This window comes from Nocardia sp. PLKS1-43, from assembly GCF_059510335.1.
The window spans coordinates 428,030-450,485 of sequence record NZ_JCAJZQ010000006.1; the positions used below are offsets into that span (position 1 = coordinate 428,030).

The following is a 22,456-nucleotide window of genomic DNA, read 5'->3' on the forward strand; positions in this document are numbered from 1 at the left end:
GCATGCGGGGCGTCCACTCCAAGTTCGACTGGGGCGCCATCTTTATCGACCATCGCGACGCCCGCGAAGCGATCCACCTCACAGCCTGGCTGTAGAGGGTGCGGCGATGCCCAAGTGTATTGAAGCGGACACCGCGAACAGGTAGGTTCGTTGCGAGCCGTTGAGGGGTGGGAGTCGATCCGGCCCTTCCTCATCGTGGTATCGGGGCCGAGAGGACGACATGACCGACTGGGGACGCGTAATCCGTTGTGCGGCAGTGGGAGTCGGTGCGGCCGCAGTGCTGGCCGGGTGCAACGGCGGCGGGGGCGGGACGTCGAATGTCAACTCATCGGCGTCCTCCGCGGCGTCAACGATCGCGCCGAGCGCACCCACCGCCTTCAATGCGTGTGAGTTGCCCCAATCGGTGACCGATGCCGATCACATCGATCCTGGTCCAATACCGGCCGACTCAACCGATCCCACCAGCGGCGCCGCATGGAAAGGGTGTGTCTACTCGACGTACGAGGGGGACGGCTACGGGACGACCATCCGCACTACGAACCTTACGATCCCTCTGATCGAGGCCAATAAAAAGTTCAACAATATTGAGCATTTGACGATCGATGGGCGGCAAGCGATCACCTATCACGAAGCTGATCTGGCAGACTTGCGCGCAGATTGCATCCTCAATGTCGAGATGAAGGGCGGGGGGCTGGAAATATTGGTAACTAATCCGGCATCACACAAGGCGACTGGAACTCAGGATTCCTGCACAATCGCCAAGAAATTAGCTGGCGATTTGGTACCCACCTTTCCGGCATCGGTGTAGGTTTTTCGATTTGGCAAAACTTCAGTGGGGAGGAGGCCGACAGGATGGCCGACGACAGCAAGCCGACCCAGACCGGCCCGCTGGCAAGTCTGATTACCGAGGCCCAGAATGGCAATCTCAGCGTCAGTTTCGGAAATGGCGTGGCGACAGATTTCCTTCTCAATGCGGATGAGTTCGCTTATATAGAACGTGACTGCAAGGCGTTCAAAGCGGAAATTACGAAGCTTCAGGCCCTGGCGCGAACCATTTCTGAACAGTCGGATTGGGGCCTCGGCGAATCAACAGAGGGCTTGCCGTCCGCGAATACCCTTGTAGCCCGCTTTCGTAGCAAGGCCAATCACGCCGGGCTCCCCACCGACTCCGATGATAACCTCTACAGCATCCTCGATCAGCACTATAAGATAGTTGACGACCTTCAGACTCTCCATCACACGATTGCACAACAATATTGCGAGCAGGACTCCAATTTCGCTGCCGAGTACAACCGAATCACAGCGAACATCGAGAAGAGTCCTATTGGTACACCGATGCAGCCGGGGGTAACCACCAACCCTGCACTGGGGAAGTCCAAGTAATGGCAGTCACCAACGAGCCCGCTAAGATTCCCGGCGGTGGCGAGAACCCAGACAGCTTTTCCCACTGGGATATCTACAATAAGTTTCACCCGCTGGACACCAATAAAGCGCACACTGCCTCCCAAAATTACAGCACGCTCGCAAGTCAATGGTCATCGGCGGCATCCTTCTTTGCTGCTCGCATTCGTCAATCGAGTTCAGCGGCGTGGCAAGGCAAAGCTGCCGAGGCCTCTCGGACTGCGATCTCCAACTACGCCCAGCGGGCTGAGGATCTGACCGAGGCACTGAACGCCATGTCCACTCAGGTGACCTCAGCGATCGACGGCGTCAATGGCACCAAAAACGGTGTCGCCGTACCGATGCAGCATGTAAGCCGCTTGAACTTCTGGGAAGGCGACCTCCTCTTCTGGCACGGTGACCGGTCGAAGCAGAAGATCGACCAAGCGCGCGACGAAGCTCGCGAGGCGATGAAGAACAACTACGTCAAGAACTTCGTCGACGCGGACAAGAAGATTCCGGTCATCCCGAAGCCGAACGAGATCAGCAACCCGCTCTACAGCTACACGCCGACCAGCTCCAGCGCGTACACGCCCAACTCCGGTAACGGTCCCAGTACCCCCGGGCCGAGTCAGAGCGGTACGAGCGGTGACAGCGGGAGTCGGTCGGGTACCTCCTCGAGCCAGTCGGATTCCATGTCGACGGCGGGTTACAGCTCCTCGTCGATGCCGTCGATGTCCGGGTATTCGAGTTCGATGGCGACCACGCCCGCCGGCTATTACAGCGGCACCTCACCGACCTCCACCACGCCGAGCAATTACAGCGGGATCGGCAGTGGGTCGGGCGGCGATAGCGCGTTGAACGGGCTGGGCTCGGCGACCGGCGGCGGACTGGGCAAGAGTGTGCCGGGAACCGGATCCAACGCGGCCGCTGCGGCCGCGAACGCCGCCAACGCCGCAGGTAAGACCAGCAACCTGGCCGGCATGGGCGGATTCGGCGGCGCGGGCGGAAAAGGCAAGGGCGAGGACGACAAAGAGCACTCGCTCCCGGATTGGCTGCGCAATATGGAAAATGCCGAGGAACTGCTCGGCCCGACGCCCAAGAGCCTTCCGGGCGGCGTCATCGGCGGGGATTTCGACCAGAATTCCGAACCCCGCGGCTGAGTGTTTTCAGATGACCGGAATTCGTGATCGAAGGATGTTCCATGGCGGAATGGAGTTGGGAGCCCGATGATTTCGCTGCGATGTGGCTCGGTCAGGCGCGCGATCGGCTGCCGAGCCCGCTGAGCTACACCAGCCGCTTCCCGACTCAGGACGAGGTGCGCCTGCACCGTCAGCAGGTGCACGGCCGGTACGACGCGGACGAACGCAACCTCATCGAACTCGCCTTCCGGACCCTGACCGACGCCGATCTGCGCATCCAGATCCTCGGGCAGTCCACGACTCTCGGCCGCGGTAAGCCGAAGGATTACCGAATCATCGGCGCGCGAACGAGATTCAACGCGATGATGCTCACCCAGACCGCTGATCCGGGGCCTCGGGACAGCATCGACGGTACGGTGCGCTGCCGCCTGTTCCGGACCGAACAGCTGGCCGCTCGCTTGGCCACCATCGTGCCGTCCTTTCCGCCGGGCCAGGAGAAGCCGGACACCTTCCATCTGGAGGACATCCGGCGCCCCGCCCAAGGTTTCAGCCGCAACACTCCCCGCGACCGCTACGACCGCTTCACTCAGCGTCCCGTGGACGGCGGTGGCGGCGCGGCGCTGTTCACTGGCTCGGTTTTCCACATTCTCGATCCCTGGTACACCGTCCAGTGGGTGGATATCGCCCGAGATGGCCGCTATCTACAACAACGCACCCGGGAGCACCTCACCGTGCGACCCGCCGGCCCGCAAGATCTCACCACGACTTTCGAAACCTGGATCGAACGGACCCTCCAGCGCCTGCGCGAAGACGAACCCGACACTTGGTGAGAGCCACCGCGCGGTCTAGCATCGCCATATGGCGATGAAAGCGCAGAGTGTCGATGTCGAGCGGGTGGAGTTGATTCCCGCCGCGGCCTTGTTCCGATCGTTGGGCGATCCGGCCAGGTTGGCGATCGTGCGCCGATTGGCGGCGGGGCCGACGCGGGTGACGGATCTGGTGGAGGCGGTCGGGCTCGCTCAGTCCACGGTCTCGAAACATCTTGCGTGCCTCCGTGATTGCGGCTTGGTGGATTCCGAGCCGGTCGGTCGTGCGTCGCTGTTCCGGTTGACCCGTCCGGAACTGGTGCAGATGCTGGCCGCGGCGGAGGCGGTGCTGGCCGCGACGGGAAACGCGGTCGCGCTGTGTCCCGAATACGGCATCGAGACTTGCTGCCCGCAGGACGCGTCGTGACAGATCTGGATGCGACCACGAATGCGGTTGTTACACCGGGCTGCTGCGCGAGCGCGAGCGCGTGCGCAGCGCCGGTCAGCAAGGACGCGGCGTGGCATCGCGCCGCTCGCTGGGCGCGGCGTTTGGCCTGGGTGAGCCTGGTATGGATGCTCGCCGAGGGCGCGATCGGACTCTGCCAGGGTGCGGCCGCGGGGTCGATCGCCCTGCTCGGCTGGGCGCTGGGCAGCGTGGTCGAAGGCGTGGCCGGCGTGATCGTGGTGTGGCGGTTCACCGGTGAGCGCACCACGTCCGAAGCCGCCGAACGAACCGCGCAAAAGCTTGTGGCCGTGTCGTTCTGGCTGCTCGCTCCGTACATCGCCGTGGCGTCCGTGCGAAACATGTTGGGCGAACACCGATCCGAAAGCACGGTCCTGGGAATCGTGGTCACCGCCCTGTCGCTGGTGGCCATGCCACTGCTGGGCCGGGCGAAACACCGGCTGGCCGTCCGCCTGGGTTCGGCGGCAACCGCCGGGGAGGGAACGCAGAACTATCTGTGTGCGATCCAAGCCGCCGCCGTCCTGGTCTCCTTGGCGCTCACGGCACTGTGGGGCGGCGGCTGGTGGCTCGACCCGATCGTCGGCCTCGGCGTAGCGGGCGCGGCGCTGCGGCAGGGCGTGCAGTCCTGGCGCGGCGACGACTGCTGCTGATCAGCGGCATGATCCGGTGCCGCATCCGGGAGCGGAAACGGTTGAGGGCCGGCCGAATACAGTGCACCAGCCCTCACCGGCAACTCATGCGGCCAGGTGTTACCCGCCGCGAACCGACGTGTCGATGAGACCGAACATCTCACCCTGCGGCGCCACGACCGTCGTCATCCTTCCGGCCGGTGAATCGGCCGGAGGCATCAGCACGGTCCCGCCCAGTTCCGCGACGCGCTGCGCCGCGTTGTCGACGCCGTCGAACTGGAACCAGGTCAGCCAGTAGGAGGGCATCGGCTCGCCGGGCATGCGGGTGTCGTCGTTGATGCCGCCCACCCCTTCGGTGCCGCCGGGCGGGATGAACATCGTGTAGCGCATATTCGCGTCGTCGCCGACATCGGCATAGGTGTAGTCGAAAACGTCGGCGTAGAACTGTTTCGCCGCCTCGAACTGGCGGGTGTGCAATTCGTTCCAGCAGTACGCGCCGTGTTCGTTGTAGACGGCGGAGCCGTTGTGCGCGCGAGCCTGCCAGAGGCCGAACACCGCGCCGCCGGGATCCGCCAGGACCGCCATCCGGCCCGCGTCGAGTACGTCGAACGGCGGCATCATCACCTGGCCGCCCGCGGCGGCAACCCGCCTGGTCACGGCCTCACTGTCCTCCGTGGCGAAGTACGTGGTCCACACCGAGGGCATGCCGGGTTGCGGCTTGGGACCGATTCCGGCGGCGTCCGCGCCGTTCACGGTTGCCATGAGATATCCGCCGGATTCCGGCCCGCTGTCCTGAACTTGCCAGCCGAACAGGCTGGAGTAGAACTCGCTCGCCTTGATCGGGTCATCAACTTGGCAGTCGACCCAACACGGGGTCCCCGCCGGCCACGACGTGTCGCGCACAGGCATAGATCTCTCCGTTCTGTGGTTGCGAACTTGTCTGCGATACCTCGAAGAGCAGGATCGATCATAGCCAACACGAGACCGCGCGGTCTTCGATATCCAAGCGCCCGACCAGCTGGAACCGCACCCTGCGGCGAGCGTCTTCGACGGGCTCAGCCGAGGAAGCGGCCGACCGCGACGAAGGCGGCGAGCAGGAGCAGAATCACGTTGGCGGGCAACGGTTGTCGCTCGTCGCGCAGCAGGTGGACGCGCAGCGCGAGGATCTGCACCACGACCAGACCGGCCGCGGCGATCGGCGTCAGCACGGGAGCGATTCCGGTCAGCTCGGGCAGGATAAGGCCGAGTGCGCCGAGGATCTCGACCGCGCCGACCGCCTTCACCGCGGCATCGGAGTTGTCCTTCATCCAGTCCAGCCGCCCCGTCGCCACGAGTTGCTCGCGCGAGCGGACCACCTTCAGCCCACCGGCGACCAGATAGACGACCGCGAGCAGGCCCTGCGCTGTCCACAGCGAGATGTTCACCGTATTTCCCCGATCCTCACGTCAGTACGTGGTCATATCGTGGGTGAACGCCGATGCGGCGACAAAAGGCACAAGAATGTGTGTGTCCAGGAAGGAGCCCTCCGTATGACGCAAGTCACACGAAAGCCGGTGCGGATCCCCGACGGCGGCGCGGTCCGGGAGGTGCTGGATCGCATCGGCGACAAATGGAGCCTGCTGGTGATCGGCACGCTGCGCGACGGCCCCATGCGGTTCGGCGACCTGCGCGAGGCCGTGGCGGGCATCTCCCAGCGGATGCTCACCCTCACCCTCGGCCACCTGGTCGAGGACGGCCTGGTCGGCCGCACTGCCTACGCAGAGGTGCCGCCCCGCGTCGAATACGAGCTGACCGCGCTCGGCCGTACGCTGCTACCGCTACTGGTATCCCTCGCCGAGTGGGCGATGGCGCACCGCGACGAGATCAACGCCAACCGCACGTCGCTGAAGGCGTGATCGGCGATATGCGGTCGCGAAGTCCGGGCGGCTACGCCCGCTGGCTGCTGACCGAGACGACCTCGCCGGTCAGGTACGAGGTGTAGTCGCTGGCGAGCATGGCGATGGTGGCGGCCACCTCCCAGGGTTCGGCGGCGCGGCCGAAGGCTTCGCCCGCCGCTAGGCGATCCAGTAGTTCGGTGGAGGAGACCTTGTCCAGGAAGGGGTGGCGGGCGATGCTCGGGGCCACGGCGTTGATGCGGACGCCCAGGTCGGCGGCCTCGACCGCGCTGCAGCGGGTCAGGGCCATGACGCCGGCCTTGGCCGCGGCGTAGTGGGCCTGGCCGTGCTGGGCGCGCCAGCCCAGCACGCTGGCGTTGTTGACGATGACGCCGCCGTGCCCGGCCTCGCGGAAGTACTTCAGGGCCGCGCGAGTGCAGCGGAACGTGCCGTTGAGAGTGATGTCCAGGACCCGGTCCCACTGCTCGTCGGTCATCTCGACGACCGGCGTCTCACCGCCCAATCCGGCGTTGTTGACCAGAATGTCGATGCGGCCCAGCGCTTTCGCGGCCGCCGCGATCAGCTCGTCCACCTGTTCGGTACTGGTGACGTCGCAGACCACCGAAGCCACCCGGCGCTGCGGGTAGGCGGCGGCCAGTTCCTCCTCGGTCTGCTTCAAACGTCGCTCGTGCCAGTCGGATACGACGACGTCCGCGCCCTCGTCGAGCATGCGTCGCGCAGTGGCCGATCCGATCCCGGTGCCCGCCGCGGCGGTGATCACCGCAACCCTCCCGGCAAGCAGCCCATGTCCGGAAACCGGCTGCGGCGCAACAGAAAGATCGGTCACTGTTATTCCTCCAGGTCTGATCGGATCTGCACGTCCGATCGGTCGATCCGGCCATGTGCGGCCGATCCGGTCAGGGGTTAGCGGGCCTCACGCGGGAGGCCGAGCACGCGTTCGGAGATGATGTTGCGCTGCACCTCGTTCGAACCGCCGTAGATGGTGTCCGCGCGGCTGAACAGGAACAGCCGCTGCCATTCGTTCAGGTCGTCCGCCGCCGGCCGGCCGGCGGCCCCGGCGGCGGCAGCTCGCGTAACCACGGGGGACCCCGCGCGGCCGCCCAGCGGATTCTGCGCGATCAGGCCGGGGGCGCCGAGTACGTCCATGGCGAGTTCGCCGAGATCGCGATGCCAGTTGGCCCACAACAACTTCGAGACCGACGCCTGCCCAGCGGCGGTGCGGGCGTCGACGTTGCCGTGCGCGGAGGCCAAGGTGCGCAACGCGTGCGCGCGCAGCACCCGCAGACCCACCCACGCCTGATCGATGCGTTCGGCCAGCACCGGGTTCTCCAATGCGCCGTTCTCGCGCGCGACCGCCTCCAGGTCGGCCAGCTCCCGGGCGAACCGAATCTGTTGTCCGACAGTGGAAATGCCGCGCTCGAAGGTGAGGGTGCCCATGGCCACGCCCCAGCCCTTGCCCGGCTCGCCGACCACGAGACTCGCCTCGGTGCGGGCGTCGTCGAAGAACACCTCGTTGAATTCGGCCGTCCCGGTGAGCTGGATGATCGGGCGCACCTCGACGCCGTCCTGCTTCATCGGCACCAGCAGATACGACAGGCCGTGATGGCGGCTCGACCCCGGTTCGGTGCGGGCGATGACGAAACACCAGTCGGCCAGGTGCGCCAGCGAGGTCCAGATCTTCTGGCCGTTGATCCGCCACTCGTCGCCCTCGAGCCGCGCCGAGGTGGTCACCGCGGCCAGGTCCGAACCGGCACCCGGCTCGGAATAACCCTGACACCATAGTTCGGTGACCGAGCGGATGCCGGGCAGGAAGCGCTGCTTCTGCTCCTCGGTACCGAATGCCAGCAGCGTCGGCCCGAGCAGCTCCTCACCCAGATGCGACACGCGGCTGGGCGCATCGGCCTTGGCGTATTCCTCGTGGAAGATCACCTGCTGGCGCAGGGTCGCGTCGCGTCCGCCGTACTGTTCGGGCCAGCCCAGGCAGGTCCAGCCGGCCGCGGCCAGGTGGCGATCCCATTCGAGCCGCTCGTCGAACGCCTCGTGCTCGCGACCGGGCCCGCCCAGTCCGCGCAGCTCGCGGAACTCGCCCTCGAGGTTCTCGACCAGCCATTCGCGCACGTCGGCGCGGAACTTCAGATCCGCGGACGTATCGCTACCGGCCGCGGTATCGGGGGTCTGGATCACACTCACTCCGGTAGAGTAACCTACCAAGCACTTGCTTTGTAGACCGACAGTTTCGAATCGCGGCTCGCCGCGGGAGGACGCCCGTGACCACCCTTTCGCAGACCACCCCCCGGGCCCTGCACGATGCGGCGCGCGCCTACGGCGACGCACCGGCCGTCCACGACGGCGAGGTGCGGCTGAGCTGGACCGAACTGCTCGACCAGGTCCAACAGGTCGCGGGAGCGCTGATCGCCCGCGGCGTGCAGCGCGGTGATCGCATCTCGATCTGGGCCCCGAACACGTTCCACTGGGTCGTGGCCGCCCTCGCCTCGCATTACGCCGGCGCGGCGCTGGTCCCGCTGAACACCCGCTACGTCGCCGACGAGGCCGTCGATGTGCTCGAGCGGGTGCACGCCAAGGCGCTGTTCATCTCCGGGCCTTTCCTGGGACGCGATCGTCTGGCCGAATTGCGCGCTGCCGCACCGAATCTGAATATCGAGACGATCATCGTGATGCCGGTGGAACCGGCCGAATGGGATTCGGCGGGCACGGCGCCGGACGCGGGGGTTCTGCGCTGGACCGAACTTGCCGCGGTATCGTCGCGGGTCTCCCGCGAGGACGTCCTCGCACGCGGGGAATCGGTTGGGCCCGAGGATATCTCGGACATCCTGTTCACCTCCGGCACCACCGGGCGCAGCAAGGGCACCCTCGTCGCGCACCGGCAGGCGCTGAGCGTGGTGCGCGCGTGGGTGGCGTGCTCGACGTTGAACAGCCAGGACCGCTACCTGGTCATCCCGCCGTTCTTCCACAACTTCGGCTACAAGGCCGCGATGCTCGCCTGCCTGGTGACCGGCGCGACCATCGTGCCGCAGGCGAGTTTCGATGTGCCGCAGGCGATGCGGATGGTGCACGAGCTGCGGATCACCGTGCTGACCGGCCCCCCGACGATCTACCAGACCATCCTGGACCACCCCGCCCGAGCCGACTTCGACCTGAGCAGCCTGCGGGTCGCGGTCACCGGCGCGGCGACGGTTCCGGTGGTGCTGATCGAAAGGATGCGCGAGGAACTCGAATTCGACGTCGTGGTCACCGCCTACGGGCTGTCCGAATCGGCCGGATTCGGCACCATGTGCCTGCCCGACGACGACACGGAGACGGTCGCCAACACCTCCGGCGGCCCGATCGCGGACTTCGAGGTGCGCATCGGCGACCAGGGCGAAGTGCTGTTGCGCGGGCCCAACGTCATGCTCGGCTACCTGGACGATCCCGAGAACACCGCCAAGACCATCGACCCCGACGGCTGGCTGCACACCGGTGATGTCGGCGTCCTGGACGAGCGCGGCTACCTGAAGATCACCGACCGGCTCAAGGACCTCTATATCAGCGGCGGATTCAACGTCTACCCCGCCGAAGTCGAACAGGTGCTGGCCCGTTTGGACGGCGTCGCGGACGCCGCGGTGATCGGCGCGCCGGACGAGCGCATGGGCGAGGTCGGCAAGGCGTTCGTCGTGCGGCGTCCGGGCTCGACGCTCACCGCCGAGGACGTGATCGCGCACGCGAAGCAGACACTCGCCAACTTCAAGGTCCCGCGCTACGTGGAGTTCCGCGACGAGCTGCCCTACAGCGCGGCCGGAAAAGTACTCAAACGGCAACTGCGCGAGGAGAAGTCGTGACCGGTCGATGAAGACCACCGCCACCGTATCCACTGTGTCCGACGGCGGCGCTCGCGGACCCCGGATGGTCACGCGAGCTGCCGCCGCCGGACCCGACGCGAGCACCGCACAGAACAGGGCGAATTGAATGGATCTCGAACTCGGTTCAGCCGCAGAGCAATTCCAGCTGGAGGTGCGCGAATTCCTGCGCGCCAACGTCCCGGCGACACCATTGCCGTCGATGGACACGGCGGAGGGCTTCGAGGCGCACCGGCGCTGGGAGGCCACCATGGCCGAGGCCCGGCTCTCGGTGGTCGCCTGGCCGCGCGAATACGGCGGACGCGATGTCTCCCTGCTGGAATGGGTTCTGTTCGAGCAGGAGTACTACGCGGCCGGTGCGCCCGGACGGGTCAGCCAGAACGGCATCTTCCTGCTCGCGCCGACGCTGTTCGAACACGGCACGCCCGAGCAGCTCGACCGGATCCTGCCGAGAATGGCTCGGGGAGAGGATATCTGGGCGCAGGCGTGGTCCGAGCCCGAGGCGGGCAGCGACCTGGCCGGCATCCGGTCCAGCGCCCGGCGCGCCGAGGGCGGCTGGGTGCTCAACGGGCAGAAGACCTGGAGCTCGCGAGCCTCCTTCGCGGACTGGGGATTCGGGCTGTTCCGCAGCGACCCCGAGGCCGAACGTCATCGCGGGCTGACCTACCTGATGTTCCCGCTGTCCGCCGACGGGGTCACCGTGCGGCCGATCCCGCAGCTCGACGGCGAACCCGGCTTCGCGGAGATCTTCCTGGACAACGTGTTCGTGCCCGACCGCGACGTCATCGGTGAGCCGAACGACGGCTGGCGCGTGGCGATGGCGACGTCCAGTAACGAGCGCGGACTGTCACTGCGCAGTCCGGGCCGGTTCAGCGCTACCGCCGAACGGCTCATCGAACTGTGGCGGTCGAATACCGAGGCGAGCGACACCGCGTCGCGAAATCGCGTGGTGGACGCCTGGCTCGGGGCCGAGGCGTATCGGCTGAACACGTTCGCGACCGTCACCCGGCTGTCCGAGGGCGGCAAGCTCGGCGCGGAATCCTCGGTCAACAAGGTGTTCTGGTCCGACCTGGACATCGCCATGCACGAGACCGCCCTGGAACTGCTCGGCCCGGCCGCCGAACAGGAGAGCGCCTGGACCGATGGTTACCTGTTCTCCCTCGCGGGCCCGATCTACGCGGGCACCAACGAGATTCAGCGCAACATCATCGCCGAACGCCTGCTCGGCCTGCCCCGCTGACCTCGCCAGACCCGGATTGGACCGATCGATGAGATTTGCACTTTCCCCCGAACAGCGCGACTTCGCCGACAGCCTGCGCAAGATGAGCGACGCTGCCGGAACCCCCGGCATCATCCGCGCCTGGGGCGACGGCGACCAGAACGGCGGACGCGGACTGATCCGCCAGCTCGCCGGTGCGGGCGCGCTCGGCCTGGCGATCGACGAGGCGCACGACGGCATGGGCGCGGAGACGATCGACTCCGTGGTCGCCTTCACCGAATTCGGCCGCGCCGCGGTGCCCGGCCCGCTGGTGGAAACCGCCGCGGCGATACCCGCACTGCTGCAAGCGCTTCCGGACAGCGCACCGGCCTCGCGCTGGCTGGGCGGGTTCGCCGGGGGCAGCGCCCTGGGCACGCTGGCGCTGTCCCCCGATCAGCCCGCGGTCGACGCCGACACCGCCGAGGTGATCCTGCTGGTCGACGGCGACCGGCTGTACACCGCGCGCCGCACGGCGAACGTCCGGTCCGTCGACCGGGCCCGCCGGTTGTTCTCCGTCGCTCCCGACGAGCTTCTGGCCGAGGGTGATTCGGTGCGCGCGGCCGCCACCGCGGCATTCGACGCCGGCGCCCTGGCGACCGCCGCGGTGCTGCTCGGCGCGGGCCGGGCACTGCTGGACACCAGCGTCGGGTACGTCAAGCAGCGGCATCAGTTCGGCAAGCCGATCGGCCAGTACCAGGCGATCAAACACCACCTGGCCAATGCCCTGATCGGCCTCGAAATGGCCCAGCCGCTGTTGTATCGCGCCGCCCTGGAACCCAACTCCCGCGACATCTCGGCGGCCAAGATCGCCTGCGCCGACGCCGCCCACCGCACCGCTCGCATCGCTCTGCAGGTGCACGGCGCGATCGGCTATACCGCCGAATTCGACCTGTCGCTGTGGCTCACCAAGGTTACCGCGCTGCAATCTGCTTGGGGCACAGCAGATTTCCATCGTTCGCGGGTTGCCGCCGCGCTGCGCGATCCGGATGCCGCATGAGCGTCTCCGACGCCGAGAACACAGGAGGAACACCGTGAGCAGCACGGCCGAACTGCAGGAACTGGTGAGCACCGTGCGCGCGGTGCTGACCAAGCACGGTGATCGTGCTGTGCTGCGCCGCGCGATCGACAGTGAGGCCGGTTACGACCCGGCGCTGTGGACGCTGCTGTGCGAGCAGGTCGGGGTGGCCGCGCTGGCCGTACCGGAGGAATACGGCGGGATCGGCGCCGGACTGGTCGAGGCGCTCACGGTGGTCGAGGAACTCGGCCGCACCCTGCACACGCCGCCGATGCTCGGCTCGGCGGTGCTGGGTGTGCAGGCCCTGCTGCTCTCGGGCGATACCGAGGCATGCGAGCGGCTGCTGCCCGACGTCGCCGAGGGCGCCCGCACCCTCGCGGTCTGCTGGGCGAGCGCGGCGGGCTGGGACCAGCCGGGAGTTCGCGCCGAAGCCGGAAAGCTCACCGGCACAGCGCATTACGTCCTCGACGGCGAGATCGCCGACACACTGATAGTGGTCACCGCCGACGGCTTGTACGAAATAGACGCCGCCGCACCGGGACTCACCCGCACCGCCGCACCGGTGATGGATCCGAGCCGTCGCCTGACCGAGATCGCCTTCACCGACGCACCCGCGCGCGCCCTGGGCGGCGATGCGGCCGCGATCACCCGGCTGCGCGAAATCGCTTGGGCCGCGGTCGCGGCCGAACAGGTCGGCGCGGCCGATGCCTGCCTGCAGATGACGGTCGAATACAGCAAGTCCCGCGTGCAGTTCGGCCGGCCGATCGGCAGCTTCCAGGCTCTCAAGCACCGCATGGCCGATATGTACGTGCTGGTGGAATCGGCCCGGTCGGCCGCCTATGCCGTGATCGCCGATCTCGCGGCGGGCGATGTCGATCCGCTGGACATCGCGGCCGCCCGCATTCACTGCTCGCACGCCTTCTCCGCGATCGTCGGGGAGACCGTGCAGATGCACGGCGGCATCGCCATCACCTGGGAGCACGAGGCGCATCTGTACTTCAAGCGCGCCCATGGCGACGCCCAGTTGTTCGGCCAACCCGCGCGCCCGCTGGCCCGACCGGCTTGATCCGGATATGAAACGAGGGGCGGACCAACCGGTCCGCCCCTCGCTCATTCGATATGACGTCCGCCTCGGGGGACAGCCCCGTGCGAGGGCCGGGACCTGCGCGTCAGGCCTGCGGCTGAGCCCGGCGCGTCGTCGCGGTCCGGGTCTTGCCGGGCGCGGTGCGGTCGAGATCGCGGCGCGTGGCGTCGACCTCACGCCGCGACCGGCGCAGCTCGCGGCGGGTCGCCCAGTGGCGGCGGGTCGAGGTCAAAGACCCCACCAGCAGGAGAGCCACACCGATCGCGCCGACCGCGCCGACGACGATGCCCGCGGCGAACACCTCGCCCGCCGAGCCGGTGTAGTGCTGGTTGAAGATGTTGAAATCCGTTGTCAGAAGGTGACTTTGGCCGATGTTCCCGGTCACTGCCGCGACACCGGCGACCACGGCAGCAATCAATACGATCAAACCGACGAGTGCAATCATGATGTATCCCAACGTTGTTGGATGCAATGAACTCGCAATTCCCGAGCGTCTCCGGTTCAAACAGAGCGCGTCGGTCGCGCCGCGCGGACGCTCGTCCCGCCACTTGCGGCACGAGGCGTCACGAGGGATGCCGCCGCACCGGCAAACAGAGCCCTGACCTGGGTGAACCGTCCGCCCCGGGCAGCCGCCGCACCGGTACGCGGCAGGTGCCCCGCATACGAGCCCGGGATGTATCGCCCACTGGACAGCACCGCACGATCGATCTTCGCGGACCACCGGCCCGCGGCAGTGCCGAGCTTACCGACCGGCCATCCGACCCATGTCGGCCTCGACAGGGTCTCCGGCCGGATCCGCACCCGCACCGCCGCCTTGCCGCTCCGCACATCAGGACCCAGCAGGGCTCCCACCGATCCTCGAATCGCGGAATTCACTTCCGCCTCCCGATTCGCTCCGGCCCTCGACCGAAGGCCTCGCCGACGCTCTCACCAGCACTGACCGGCCGAGCCGAACCCACTCGACTCCACCGGTGGGGGACCTCACAAGCATTTACATAGGTAGGCTATGTACATAGATAGTTAGTCTATGTAAATTAGAGGTGTGCAGTTGAACCAGGCAGTCGAGTCCGAATCCCCCACACCGCGGGAGGAGCACCTGGTCGACATCGTGGTCGCGACGGCGCAACTGACTCGGCTGGCCCGCGTGCTCCGCAAGGACGATCTACCGCATGCGATGCTGCGTGCGCTGTCGGTCCTGGACGAGCGGGGCGCCCTGCGGGTCAGCGAGTTCGCTCGGATCGACGGCTGCTCACAGCCGACGGCAACGACGCTGATCGGCAGAATGGCGACAGCCGGATTGGTCAGCCGCACAGCAGATCCCGGCGACTCCAGAGCAGTGGTCGTCGCGCTGACGCCGGCGGGACGCGACCGATTGGCCGTGTCCCGCCGCGCGATCGGCACCGCCCTCACGACACGATTGCCCGGCTTCGACGCGGCCCGGCTCGCCCATCTGCGCGGCGAGCTCGACGAGTTGCTCGAGGCCCTGAAATCGGCCGCGTAACAAGCAGATCACCCAGGAGCGTCTCTGATGAGCAGCACTGTGTCTCCGCGCGCCGACACCGCCGACGCACCGCACACCGCCCATTCCACCTCGGCGAAACAGCCCAAATCCGTCTGGGCCGTCGCATTCGCCTCGGTCATCGCCTTCATGGGCATCGGCCTGGTGGATCCGATCCTCAAACCGATCGGCGAACAACTGCACGCGTCCACCTCGCAGGTGACGTTGCTGTTCACCAGCTACATGTTGGTAACCGGCGTGGCCATGCTGATCACGGGCGTGGTGTCCAGCCGCTTCGGCGCGAAGAAGACGCTGCTGGCGGGCTTGGCGGTCATCGTCGTGTTCGCCGCCCTGGCGGGTAGTTCCGGCACCGTCGGGCAGATCGTCGGCTTCCGCGCGGGCTGGGGCCTGGGCAACGCGCTGTTCATCGCGACCGCGCTGGCCACCATCGTGGGCGCGGCCACCGGCGGCGTCGCGCGCGCGATCATCCTCTACGAGGCGGCCCTGGGCATCGGCATCGCGGCCGGCCCGCTGGTGGGCGGCGTACTCGGCGGAATCAGCTGGCGCGCACCGTTCTTCGGCGTCTCGGTGCTGATGGCCGTGGCCTTCATCGCTATCGTCACCCTCCTGCCGGACATGCCCGAGCCCGCACACCACACCTCCATCACCGCACCGTTCAAGGCACTGCGGCACCGCGGCCTGCTGCTGGTGAGCATCACCGCACTGCTGTACAACTACGGCTTCTTCACCCTGCTCGCCTACACCCCGTTCCCGCTGAACATGGGCACCTACTCGATCGGGTTCATCTTCTTCGGCTGGGGTCTGATGCTCGCGCTGGCCTCGGTATTTCTCGCACCGAAACTGCAACGCCGGTTCGGCACCGTGCCGATGATCGCCCTGGCCCTGGCCCTCTTCGCCGCGGACCTCGCGGTGATGGCGATCTGCGCCGACCACAGGGTGGTGCTGATCGCCGGAACCGTCCTGGCCGGACTGTTCCTCGGCGTGAACAACACCCTGATCACCGAGGCCGTGATGATCTCCGCGCCGGTGGAGCGTTCGACCGCCTCGGCCGCGTACAGCTTCGTCCGTTTCGTCGGCGGCGCGGCGGCGCCCTACCTGGCCGGCAAGCTCGGCGAGGAGCATATGGCGCTGCCGTTCTGGGTCGGCGCGGCGTGCACCGCGGCCGGTGTGATCGTTCTGCTGGCCGGGCGTTCGTACCTGGCCCACGTGGACGATCACGATCCCGAGCCGCACAGCGTCGAGGAGGCGCAGGCGATCAGCGTCGGCGAGGATTGATCGCGGATTGTTCGTGAGGCTCGAATCGTGGGCCGCTCCATCTCGGAGCGGCCCACAGCGAATTCATGGCACATTTGCGACAACTACCGGACGAGAACATCGATTGCCCGGTTCGCCGATTCGGACGTCGGGTGATCACCAATTTACATGCGGCCGATTTCCACATAGTGTGAGCGCAATGTCGAACGGGGCGTTGTTTTTTCGACGCTCCCTTTCGCCATGACCCGACACTATTGCGCTGATGAAGGAATCCTCGTGTCAGTTTCGATCCAGACCCTCGGCCGCAGCGTGGCCCTCGCCGTCCTCACCGCGGGCGCGGTGATCATCGGTTCCAGCACCTCGGGCGCAGCCCCGGTCAAGCAGCCGCAGAACGTCGAGACCCAGGTGGTCTCCGCCACGAACGACACGTCGGCGCACACCATCACCGCGACGCTGCCCACGGGTCGTTTCGTCGACAACACGACCACCCACTCGATCGACATCCTCGACGCCGCGGGTAAGACCACCGAGTCCATCCCGATGACCACGAAGGGCAAGGCCGTTCCGGTCGCGGCCACCATCAGCAACAACGGCCGCTCGATGACCCTCAAGCAGGTCGCGTTCACCGACACCGGCAACGCGCTGATCAACCAGTGGGTCTGGGGTGTGCAGCACGGCGGCGCGGTCGGCGCGATCATCGGCTGCCTGCTGGGCTTCTGGTTCTTCGTCCTGCCCGGTTGCGCGCTCGGCGCGGCCATCGGCGGCGCGATCGGCAGCCCGAACAGCGCCCAGATCAACTCCACCTTCTTCCGCCTGATCACCGGCAACTGATCCGGTAGCTCGCGGCGCGGCCGTCGCGGCATCTCCTCGGTGAGATGCCGCGGCGGCCGTCCTCGTTTCCATCGAAACCGGTCGCAGAACCGCCGCCGATAAACCGGGGAACGTCATTTCGCGGGCGTACCTTGGGCGGGTATGAGCGAGACGAATCGGGGCCGGGTCAGGACCGAACCCGGACACAAGCGTGTACGCGCCTACGCCGCCGGTCGGCTCATCGCCGACACCATTCATCCCACCCTGGTCTGGGAAATTCCGTACTATCCCGCCTACTACGTGCCGCTGGACGATGTGCGCGCCGAGTTGAAGGCGACCGGGCAGACCCGGCATTCCCCCAGCCGCGGCGACGGCCAGGTGTACGACGTCGCCGTCGACGGCGTCGTCAAATCCGGTGCGGCGCTGCGCTATCCGGATTCCCCGATCCCGGAACTGCGCGATCTGGTCCGGCTCGAGTGGAGTGCGATGGACGAATGGTTCGAGGAGGACGAACCGATTTACGTCCACCCGCGCAATCCCTACACCCGCGTGGACATTCTGAGCAGTTCCCGGCACGTCCGGGTCGTGGTGGACGGCGTCACCGTCGCCGATTCCCACACCCCGCGCATTCTGTTCGAGACCGGCCTTCCGCCGCGCTACTATCTGCCGCTCACCGATACCCGCCAGGACCTCCTCGCGCCCTCGGATACGCAAACCCACTGCCCGTACAAGGGCACCGCCGGTTATTTCGATCTCGAAATCGACGGCACCAAGCACAAAGACCTGGTCTGGATCTACCGGACCCCGGTACCGGAAAGCCAGAAGATAACCGGCCTGGCCTGCTTCTACAACGAAAAAGTCGACATCTACCTCGACGGTGAACTCCAAACCCGCCCGAAGTCCCCGTTCGCCTGACCGAACGCCAGGTACAGGCAGGACGGCCGAGCGGCGAATGAGCCGAACACAAGTCACGGCGGCGGCATCACCCCGAGATGCCGCCGCCCGTTCCGGTGTCGTGGATCAGGATTCCGGTATCGGTGAATTCGCTGCGGCCCAGGCCTTCTCGGCATCGCTACCCGCGGCGGGCGGCCACAGTCCCTCGATCATCCACAGATCGCGCGCACTCTCGTCGATGTGGAATTCCCAGTGCAGCCCACGTTCTCGGGTGTACGGGAGAGTAATCGCGTTGATGCCCTCGGTCATCCGCTTTCGCCGCTGCGGATCATCGATGCTCCGAGCCAGATGCGCGACGACGATACGCACGGTGTCCGACGACGGAGCGCCGCCGACGAAGAAATCGGACGCCGCCAGTTCGTGGAATTGCACCACGACGTAGAACGCGGGCAGACCGACGTCGGTGTAATACCTGGTGATATCGGCGGCGAAATTGCGTTTGTCCTGTTCGGAGTAGACGTCGGCGGGGTGGTGGATGTGCCACAGCGGCATGGGTCGAATCCTTACGGTCGGATGGGTCCGGCGGCGCTCAACCACCGATAGGCAATGCGAGGTTCTCCACGGGACCGGACAGCGCGGCCTTGACCCGCCTGGTCAGATCGTCGACCAACACCTCGGTCTCCCCCTTTTCCAGACCGTCGGCCACCGCCTCCGCGACCTGTCCGGGACTGATCTTCTCGGCGGTGATGTTCTTGGTCATATCCGTGTCGGCGAACCCCAGATGCACCCCGACCACCTGCGTGTGCTGCGCGGCGAGCTCGGTCCGCAGCGAATTGGTCAGCGACCAGAACGCCGCCTTGGACGCGCCGTAGGCCGCCGCGCCCGAGCCCCACGACAGCACCGAATGAATGTCGACCAGCGCGCCGCCGCCGTTCGCCGCCAGAATCGGCGCGAAGGCCTGCGCGACGCGCAGCGGGCCGAAGACGTTGGTCTCGAAAGTCGCTGCGACATCGGCGATCTCGGCAGTCAGAAGTGAGCCCGGCCGCAGAACACCGGCATTGTTGACCACGATGCTCACATCGGTGGCTCGGGCCGCGGCGGCCGCGACGGAATTCTGGTCGGTGACCTCGAGCGCCAGCGGCACGATGCGGGGATCCTCGACATCGACCGGACGGCGGGCGGTGACGTAGACCTTCCGCGCGCCACGCCGCAACAACTCCTCGGCGAACGCGCCGCCCAGACCGCGCTGACCGCCGGTCACGAGCGCGTTCACCCCTTCGATCCTGGTCATATCCGTCCTTTCGATTCGGTTCGGGTACGTCCGCCCGCACCCGGCAGTGTTTAGATTATGTCCATCATCTATTCTGATGCGCAAGACTGGTGAGGCGACGCACAGATCAGCGAAAGGGGACGCCATGCCGCGAGCAACGCGCGCACAGGCCGAGACGCACCGCAGGGAGGTCCTCGACGCGGCCTCGGCACTGGTGCGCCGCGACGGGATCGGCGGCGTGACAGTGCCGGATGTGATGGCCGCGGCCGGACTCACCCACGGCGGCTTCTACCGGCACTTCCGATCCAAGGAAGACCTTGTGGCACAGGCATGTTCGGCCGCGTGCGCGGAAAAGGAACGCGAACGAGCGGATCTGCTCGAAGCCGGTCCCGACGAACGCGCCGCACGCCGCACCTTCCTCGACCGTTACTTGTCCCCGGGACATCGCGACACACCCGCGCAAGGCTGCGGCATCGCCGCCCTGGCCGGCGATGTTGCCCGCACCGCCCCCGGCAGCCCGCTGCGTGAGGCGTATCTCGAGGGCCTGCGGCAGATGGTCGACGATCTCGGCCGCCTGAATCCGGTTGCACCCGAGGACAACCGGGAAGTCCTGGTCGAACTCGCCGCCATCACGGGCGCGGTGATACTCGCCCGAGCCACCGCGGGCGACGACCTGTCCGAGCAGATCCTGACCGCGGTCCGCGACTTCCTCGTCACCGACCGGCCCGGTCGCCAGGCCTGACCGGCGCCATGCTCAGGGCGCGACGAGCAGGTCTTCGACCAGGTGCGGCAGGGCGGTGCCGATGGGTTCGTGAATGACCTCGGTGGCCATGAGGTCGTAGGGAGTGGGCTCGGCGTTGACGATGATCAGGTCCGCGCCGTGCTCCACGGCGACGGCACAGAGGGAGGCGGCCGGTTCCACCTGGAGTGAAGTACCAACGGCCAGAAAGATTTCCGAGGTTTCGGCGACGAGCTGGGCGGTGAGCATGCTGCGCAGATCCAATTGCTGGCCGAACATGATGACCGCCGCCTTGAGGATGCCGCCGCATTCGGGGCAGGGCGGGTCCGGCTCGCCGGCGGCCACCCGCGCCAGGGTGGCCGACATCGTCGTGCGGAAATCGCAGACGGTGCATTCGACCTCGAACATGTTGCCGTGGATTTCCACCACCGATTCCGGCGGCGATCCGGCGCGCTGATGCAGTCGATCGATGTTCTGGGTGATGATGCCGACCGTGCGCTCGCGCGCCAGCCGGACCAGCGCGCGATGTGCCGCATTGGGCCGCGCCTGCCAGGCCGGATTGTCCCGCCGCGCGATCCAGGCACGTCGGCGCAATTCGGGATCGGCCATGTAGTTGTCGTAGGTGGAGAGCAATTCCGCGATCGGATCCTCGGTCCACACCCCGCGCGGTCCACGAAAATCCGGAATTCCGGAATCGGTCGAAATTCCCGCGCCGGTCAGTACTCCGACCGAGCCGCCACGCCGCCGCCAGCTCATACTCCACACACTAATCCGCGCATCGGCCGCAATGCCCGAAACCGCTCGGCGTACACCGAGCTACCAGCGCTGATCCGGAGTTTGATACGGTCGTGTATCCATTGGAGCGGGAGGTGGCGATGTCCGTGCAGGCCGACGAGACCGGCGCGCCGACACCGCGCGCACCCCGGGTCACCAAGCGGCGTGCCGAAACTCGGCAACGGCTGTTGGATGCCGCGTTCGAGGCGTTCGCGCAGGAGGGTTTCGGCCGCTGCACCGTCGAGCAGATCTGCGAGCGGGCCGGATATACCCGCGGGGCGTTCTACTCGAATTTCACCTCGCTCGACGAGTTGTTCCTGGCGATGTGGGAGCAGCGGTCGGCGGCTATGCTGCGCGAATTGTCCGTGGTGCTCGACGAGGTCGCGGAAGTCGACGACCTGCACGCCGGAGTCGAACGGGTCCTGCGCGCGATCCCGTTGGACGACAAATGGTTTCGGATCACCTACGAGTTCACCGCGCACGCCCTGCGCAATCCCGCGCTGCGGCGCGTGATGGCCGCGCGCGAGGAGGCGATCGTCGCCGCGCTGCTGCCGGTGTGGGCAGCTCTGCTCGACCGTGCCGGCCGCACGGTGACCGATCCGCGTGCCCTGGGCCGCGCCCTGGTCGCCGTCCACGACGGCACCGGGACCCAATGCTTGCTCGAGCCGGACAGCAGCACCGCGCACGCCCAGCGCGTCGACCTGTTCACCCACGTCGCCCTGGCCTACAGCCGGCCGCGCGAGAACGGCTGAGCGCGGCCCCGATTCGCATTCACCCGCACCACACGACACGATCGTCTCGATGGACCGCATCCGCCAGCCCAGGAGGACACCGTGACCGACCGCCCCGAACTCGCCCGCGCTCTCGACCTGCAACCCCACCCCGAGGGCGGCTGGTTCCGCGAAACCTACCGCAGCCCAGTGGAATTCGCGCCCGAAGGGTACGAGGGCCGACGCTCGGCCGCGACCGCGATCCACTTCCTGCTGCTTCCGCACGAACACTCCGCACCGCACACGGTCCGCTCGGACGAGATCTGGCTCTGGCAGCGCGGCGGACCGCTGCTGCTGAACATCGGCGGCGACGAAATCACCCTTGGGCCGGATGTCGAAGGCGGACAACTACTCCAGGCCGTCGTCCCCGGCGGAGTCAGCCAGTCCGCCGCACCGGCCACCGACGAGTACGTCCTGGTCAGCTGCATCGTCGCCCCCGGATTCGACTTCGCCGACTTCCGCCTCGACTGAACCCGAAGGCGGAACCCCCTTTTCCGGGGCACTGCAAATCGTGTCGTTCCAGAACGTACTTCTCACTTTTACAGTTCTTACGTTCGATGGATCGATAGGAGAATCATAGTGGCCATCAAACGCTTCGTACTCGGCACTGCGATCGCGGGCGCGACGATGCTGGGACCGGTCGTCAGCCCGGCCTCTGCGACGATCCCGCTACAGCCCGCCACCCCGGCCACGGATACGCCGTCCGGACAGAAGGTCGCCAACCTGCCCGCGACCGGCTCCGCGTCGTTGCTGTCCACGGGGTCGCAGCAACTCCTGCTGCTCTTCACGCCCTGTGACTTCACCAAGCCACCGGGTTGCCCGGCGCCCTGAACCCGCCTCTCCTGGCACGAGCACCGCGCCGCGGACACGCGAACGCATCGCGCCCGAATGATCGGGCGG

27 protein-coding genes are annotated in these 22,456 nt (G+C 66.9%); 19 read left to right on the plus strand and 8 right to left on the minus strand.

The features are described from left to right. The first annotated feature begins 220 nt into the window (after nt 1-220). From AC5WS7_RS23850 to AC5WS7_RS23875, 6 genes are all read left to right on the plus strand, one after another. Nucleotides 221-808 carry a DUF3558 domain-containing protein gene (locus AC5WS7_RS23850; RefSeq protein WP_495956769.1) on the plus strand — a complete coding sequence of 196 codons (588 nt, stop codon included), beginning with the start codon at nt 221-223 and terminating at the stop codon, nt 806-808. A 44-nt stretch (nt 809-852) separates the two neighbouring features. Further along, a complete protein-coding gene (locus AC5WS7_RS23855) occupies nt 853-1,383 on the plus strand; it encodes a hypothetical protein (protein ID WP_495956770.1) in 531 nt (176 codons plus the stop codon). Then, the gene (locus tag AC5WS7_RS23860; protein ID WP_495956771.1) at nt 1,383-2,543 is read left to right on the plus strand and encodes a WXG100 family type VII secretion target; all 1,161 of its coding nucleotides are present in this window, start codon (nt 1,383-1,385) and stop codon (nt 2,541-2,543) included. The genes AC5WS7_RS23855 and AC5WS7_RS23860 overlap by 1 nt, the downstream gene beginning before the upstream one ends. 41 nt (nt 2,544-2,584) lie before the next feature. Next, the gene (locus AC5WS7_RS23865; RefSeq protein ID WP_495956772.1) at nt 2,585-3,352 is read left to right on the plus strand and encodes an ESX secretion-associated protein EspG; all 768 of its coding nucleotides are present in this window, start codon (nt 2,585-2,587) and stop codon (nt 3,350-3,352) included. 28 nt (nt 3,353-3,380) lie between these two features. Next, nucleotides 3,381-3,755 (plus strand): ArsR/SmtB family transcription factor, encoded by a 375-nt coding sequence (locus AC5WS7_RS23870; protein ID WP_495956773.1) that lies wholly within the window; start codon nt 3,381-3,383, stop codon nt 3,753-3,755. A 122-nt stretch (nt 3,756-3,877) separates the two neighbouring features. Next, nucleotides 3,878-4,441 (plus strand): cation efflux transmembrane domain-containing protein, encoded by a 564-nt coding sequence (locus tag AC5WS7_RS23875; protein WP_495956823.1) that lies wholly within the window; start codon nt 3,878-3,880, stop codon nt 4,439-4,441. 99 nt (nt 4,442-4,540) lie between these two features. On the opposite strand, the gene AC5WS7_RS23880 is transcribed toward AC5WS7_RS23875, so the two are convergent. Beyond that, nucleotides 4,541-5,329, minus strand: a complete 789-nt coding sequence (locus AC5WS7_RS23880; protein WP_495956774.1) for a VOC family protein — start codon at nt 5,327-5,329, stop codon at nt 4,541-4,543. A gap of 146 nt (nt 5,330-5,475) precedes the next feature. After that, entirely contained in the window at nt 5,476-5,844 is a 369-nt protein-coding gene (locus tag AC5WS7_RS23885; protein ID WP_495956775.1) for a DoxX family protein, read from the minus strand. 105 nt (nt 5,845-5,949) lie between these two features. Here AC5WS7_RS23885 and AC5WS7_RS23890 point away from each other — a divergent pair, with 105 nt between their 5' ends. Beyond that, nucleotides 5,950-6,315, plus strand: coding sequence for a winged helix-turn-helix transcriptional regulator (locus AC5WS7_RS23890; protein WP_495956776.1), 366 nt, complete (start codon nt 5,950-5,952; stop codon nt 6,313-6,315). 31 nt (nt 6,316-6,346) lie between these two features. Here AC5WS7_RS23890 and AC5WS7_RS23895 read toward each other — a convergent pair whose 3' ends face one another. Together AC5WS7_RS23895 and AC5WS7_RS23900 are read right to left on the minus strand one after the other, a co-directional pair. Beyond that, nucleotides 6,347-7,147, minus strand: a complete 801-nt coding sequence (locus tag AC5WS7_RS23895; RefSeq protein WP_495956824.1) for an SDR family oxidoreductase — start codon at nt 7,145-7,147, stop codon at nt 6,347-6,349. Nucleotides 7,148-7,218: 71 nt separating this feature from the next. Then, nucleotides 7,219-8,496 (minus strand): acyl-CoA dehydrogenase family protein, encoded by a 1,278-nt coding sequence (locus AC5WS7_RS23900; RefSeq protein WP_495956825.1) that lies wholly within the window; start codon nt 8,494-8,496, stop codon nt 7,219-7,221. Nucleotides 8,497-8,582: 86 nt separating this feature from the next. Between AC5WS7_RS23900 and AC5WS7_RS23905 the strand changes: the two genes are divergently transcribed. From AC5WS7_RS23905 to AC5WS7_RS23920, 4 genes are all read left to right on the plus strand, one after another. Next, nucleotides 8,583-10,151: a FadD3 family acyl-CoA ligase gene (locus tag AC5WS7_RS23905; RefSeq protein WP_495956777.1), complete on the plus strand. Its 1,569-nt coding sequence runs from the start codon at nt 8,583-8,585 to the stop codon at nt 10,149-10,151. Between the two features lie 127 nt (nt 10,152-10,278). Further along, nucleotides 10,279-11,409, plus strand: a complete 1,131-nt coding sequence (locus AC5WS7_RS23910) for an acyl-CoA dehydrogenase family protein (RefSeq protein ID WP_495956778.1) — start codon at nt 10,279-10,281, stop codon at nt 11,407-11,409. 28 nt (nt 11,410-11,437) lie between these two features. Further along, nucleotides 11,438-12,424, plus strand: a complete 987-nt coding sequence (locus AC5WS7_RS23915; RefSeq protein ID WP_495956779.1) for an acyl-CoA dehydrogenase family protein — start codon at nt 11,438-11,440, stop codon at nt 12,422-12,424. Next, nucleotides 12,414-13,508, plus strand: a complete 1,095-nt coding sequence (locus AC5WS7_RS23920) for an acyl-CoA dehydrogenase family protein (protein ID WP_495956780.1) — start codon at nt 12,414-12,416, stop codon at nt 13,506-13,508. The genes AC5WS7_RS23915 and AC5WS7_RS23920 overlap by 11 nt, the downstream gene beginning before the upstream one ends. Nucleotides 13,509-13,611: 103 nt before the next feature. Here the strand turns inward: AC5WS7_RS23920 and AC5WS7_RS23925 are convergent, their stop codons facing one another. Then, nucleotides 13,612-13,971 (minus strand): hypothetical protein, encoded by a 360-nt coding sequence (locus AC5WS7_RS23925; protein WP_495956781.1) that lies wholly within the window; start codon nt 13,969-13,971, stop codon nt 13,612-13,614. A gap of 597 nt (nt 13,972-14,568) precedes the next feature. Between AC5WS7_RS23925 and AC5WS7_RS23930 the strand changes: the two genes are divergently transcribed. From AC5WS7_RS23930 to AC5WS7_RS23945, 4 genes are all read left to right on the plus strand, one after another. After that, entirely contained in the window at nt 14,569-15,027 is a 459-nt protein-coding gene (locus AC5WS7_RS23930) for a MarR family winged helix-turn-helix transcriptional regulator (RefSeq protein WP_495956782.1), read from the plus strand. A 27-nt stretch (nt 15,028-15,054) separates the two neighbouring features. Beyond that, on the plus strand, nt 15,055-16,320 hold the full coding sequence (locus AC5WS7_RS23935; RefSeq protein WP_495956783.1) for an MFS transporter: 1,266 nt from the start codon (nt 15,055-15,057) through the stop codon (nt 16,318-16,320). Between the two features lie 255 nt (nt 16,321-16,575). Beyond that, nucleotides 16,576-17,130, plus strand: coding sequence for a DUF8020 domain-containing protein (locus tag AC5WS7_RS23940; RefSeq protein ID WP_495956784.1), 555 nt, complete (start codon nt 16,576-16,578; stop codon nt 17,128-17,130). Between the two features lie 141 nt (nt 17,131-17,271). Then, the gene (locus AC5WS7_RS23945) at nt 17,272-18,024 is read left to right on the plus strand and encodes a DUF427 domain-containing protein (RefSeq protein ID WP_495956785.1); all 753 of its coding nucleotides are present in this window, start codon (nt 17,272-17,274) and stop codon (nt 18,022-18,024) included. Nucleotides 18,025-18,129: 105 nt separating this feature from the next. Here AC5WS7_RS23945 and AC5WS7_RS23950 read toward each other — a convergent pair whose 3' ends face one another. Both AC5WS7_RS23950 and AC5WS7_RS23955 read right to left on the minus strand, forming a co-directional pair. Further along, nucleotides 18,130-18,555 carry a tautomerase family protein gene (locus AC5WS7_RS23950; protein ID WP_495956786.1) on the minus strand — a complete coding sequence of 142 codons (426 nt, stop codon included), beginning with the start codon at nt 18,553-18,555 and terminating at the stop codon, nt 18,130-18,132. Nucleotides 18,556-18,592: 37 nt separating this feature from the next. Further along, nucleotides 18,593-19,294 carry an SDR family oxidoreductase gene (locus tag AC5WS7_RS23955; protein WP_495956787.1) on the minus strand — a complete coding sequence of 234 codons (702 nt, stop codon included), beginning with the start codon at nt 19,292-19,294 and terminating at the stop codon, nt 18,593-18,595. Nucleotides 19,295-19,418: 124 nt separating this feature from the next. Here AC5WS7_RS23955 and AC5WS7_RS23960 point away from each other — a divergent pair, with 124 nt between their 5' ends. Continuing rightward, nucleotides 19,419-20,015, plus strand: a complete 597-nt coding sequence (locus tag AC5WS7_RS23960; protein ID WP_495956788.1) for a TetR/AcrR family transcriptional regulator — start codon at nt 19,419-19,421, stop codon at nt 20,013-20,015. Nucleotides 20,016-20,027: 12 nt separating this feature from the next. On the opposite strand, the gene AC5WS7_RS23965 is transcribed toward AC5WS7_RS23960, so the two are convergent. Next, nucleotides 20,028-20,768, minus strand: a complete 741-nt coding sequence (locus tag AC5WS7_RS23965; RefSeq protein ID WP_495956789.1) for an SIR2 family NAD-dependent protein deacylase — start codon at nt 20,766-20,768, stop codon at nt 20,028-20,030. A gap of 119 nt (nt 20,769-20,887) precedes the next feature. Between AC5WS7_RS23965 and AC5WS7_RS23970 the strand changes: the two genes are divergently transcribed. The 3 genes from AC5WS7_RS23970 (at nt 20,888) to AC5WS7_RS23980 (ending at nt 22,387) form a co-directional block, all read left to right on the plus strand. Further along, entirely contained in the window at nt 20,888-21,538 is a 651-nt protein-coding gene (locus tag AC5WS7_RS23970; protein ID WP_495956826.1) for a TetR/AcrR family transcriptional regulator, read from the plus strand. Between the two features lie 81 nt (nt 21,539-21,619). Further along, entirely contained in the window at nt 21,620-22,027 is a 408-nt protein-coding gene (locus AC5WS7_RS23975) for a cupin domain-containing protein (RefSeq protein WP_495956790.1), read from the plus strand. Nucleotides 22,028-22,135: 108 nt separating this feature from the next. After that, on the plus strand, nt 22,136-22,387 hold the full coding sequence (locus AC5WS7_RS23980) for a hypothetical protein (protein ID WP_495956791.1): 252 nt from the start codon (nt 22,136-22,138) through the stop codon (nt 22,385-22,387). Nucleotides 22,388-22,456 lie beyond the last annotated feature (69 nt).

Coding starts and splice junctions, on each gene's coding strand:
- AC5WS7_RS23850 (WP_495956769.1), top strand. CDS start 221: ATGACCGACTGGGGACGCGTAATCCGTTGTGCGGCAGTGGGAGTCGGT.
- AC5WS7_RS23855 (WP_495956770.1), top strand. CDS start 853: ATGGCCGACGACAGCAAGCCGACCCAGACCGGCCCGCTGGCAAGTCTG.
- AC5WS7_RS23860 (WP_495956771.1), top strand. CDS start 1,383: ATGGCAGTCACCAACGAGCCCGCTAAGATTCCCGGCGGTGGCGAGAAC.
- AC5WS7_RS23865 (WP_495956772.1), top strand. CDS start 2,585: ATGGCGGAATGGAGTTGGGAGCCCGATGATTTCGCTGCGATGTGGCTC.
- AC5WS7_RS23870 (WP_495956773.1), top strand. CDS start 3,381: ATGGCGATGAAAGCGCAGAGTGTCGATGTCGAGCGGGTGGAGTTGATT.
- AC5WS7_RS23880 (WP_495956774.1), bottom strand. CDS start 5,329: ATGCCTGTGCGCGACACGTCGTGGCCGGCGGGGACCCCGTGTTGGGTC.
- AC5WS7_RS23890 (WP_495956776.1), top strand. CDS start 5,950: ATGACGCAAGTCACACGAAAGCCGGTGCGGATCCCCGACGGCGGCGCG.
- AC5WS7_RS23910 (WP_495956778.1), top strand. CDS start 10,279: ATGGATCTCGAACTCGGTTCAGCCGCAGAGCAATTCCAGCTGGAGGTG.
- AC5WS7_RS23915 (WP_495956779.1), top strand. CDS start 11,438: ATGAGATTTGCACTTTCCCCCGAACAGCGCGACTTCGCCGACAGCCTG.
- AC5WS7_RS23920 (WP_495956780.1), top strand. CDS start 12,414: ATGCCGCATGAGCGTCTCCGACGCCGAGAACACAGGAGGAACACCGTG.
- AC5WS7_RS23925 (WP_495956781.1), bottom strand. CDS start 13,971: ATGATTGCACTCGTCGGTTTGATCGTATTGATTGCTGCCGTGGTCGCC.
- AC5WS7_RS23935 (WP_495956783.1), top strand. CDS start 15,055: ATGAGCAGCACTGTGTCTCCGCGCGCCGACACCGCCGACGCACCGCAC.
- AC5WS7_RS23945 (WP_495956785.1), top strand. CDS start 17,272: ATGAGCGAGACGAATCGGGGCCGGGTCAGGACCGAACCCGGACACAAG.
- AC5WS7_RS23950 (WP_495956786.1), bottom strand. CDS start 18,555: ATGCCGCTGTGGCACATCCACCACCCCGCCGACGTCTACTCCGAACAG.
- AC5WS7_RS23955 (WP_495956787.1), bottom strand. CDS start 19,294: ATGACCAGGATCGAAGGGGTGAACGCGCTCGTGACCGGCGGTCAGCGC.
- AC5WS7_RS23960 (WP_495956788.1), top strand. CDS start 19,419: ATGCCGCGAGCAACGCGCGCACAGGCCGAGACGCACCGCAGGGAGGTC.
- AC5WS7_RS23965 (WP_495956789.1), bottom strand. CDS start 20,768: ATGAGCTGGCGGCGGCGTGGCGGCTCGGTCGGAGTACTGACCGGCGCG.
- AC5WS7_RS23970 (WP_495956826.1), top strand. CDS start 20,888: ATGTCCGTGCAGGCCGACGAGACCGGCGCGCCGACACCGCGCGCACCC.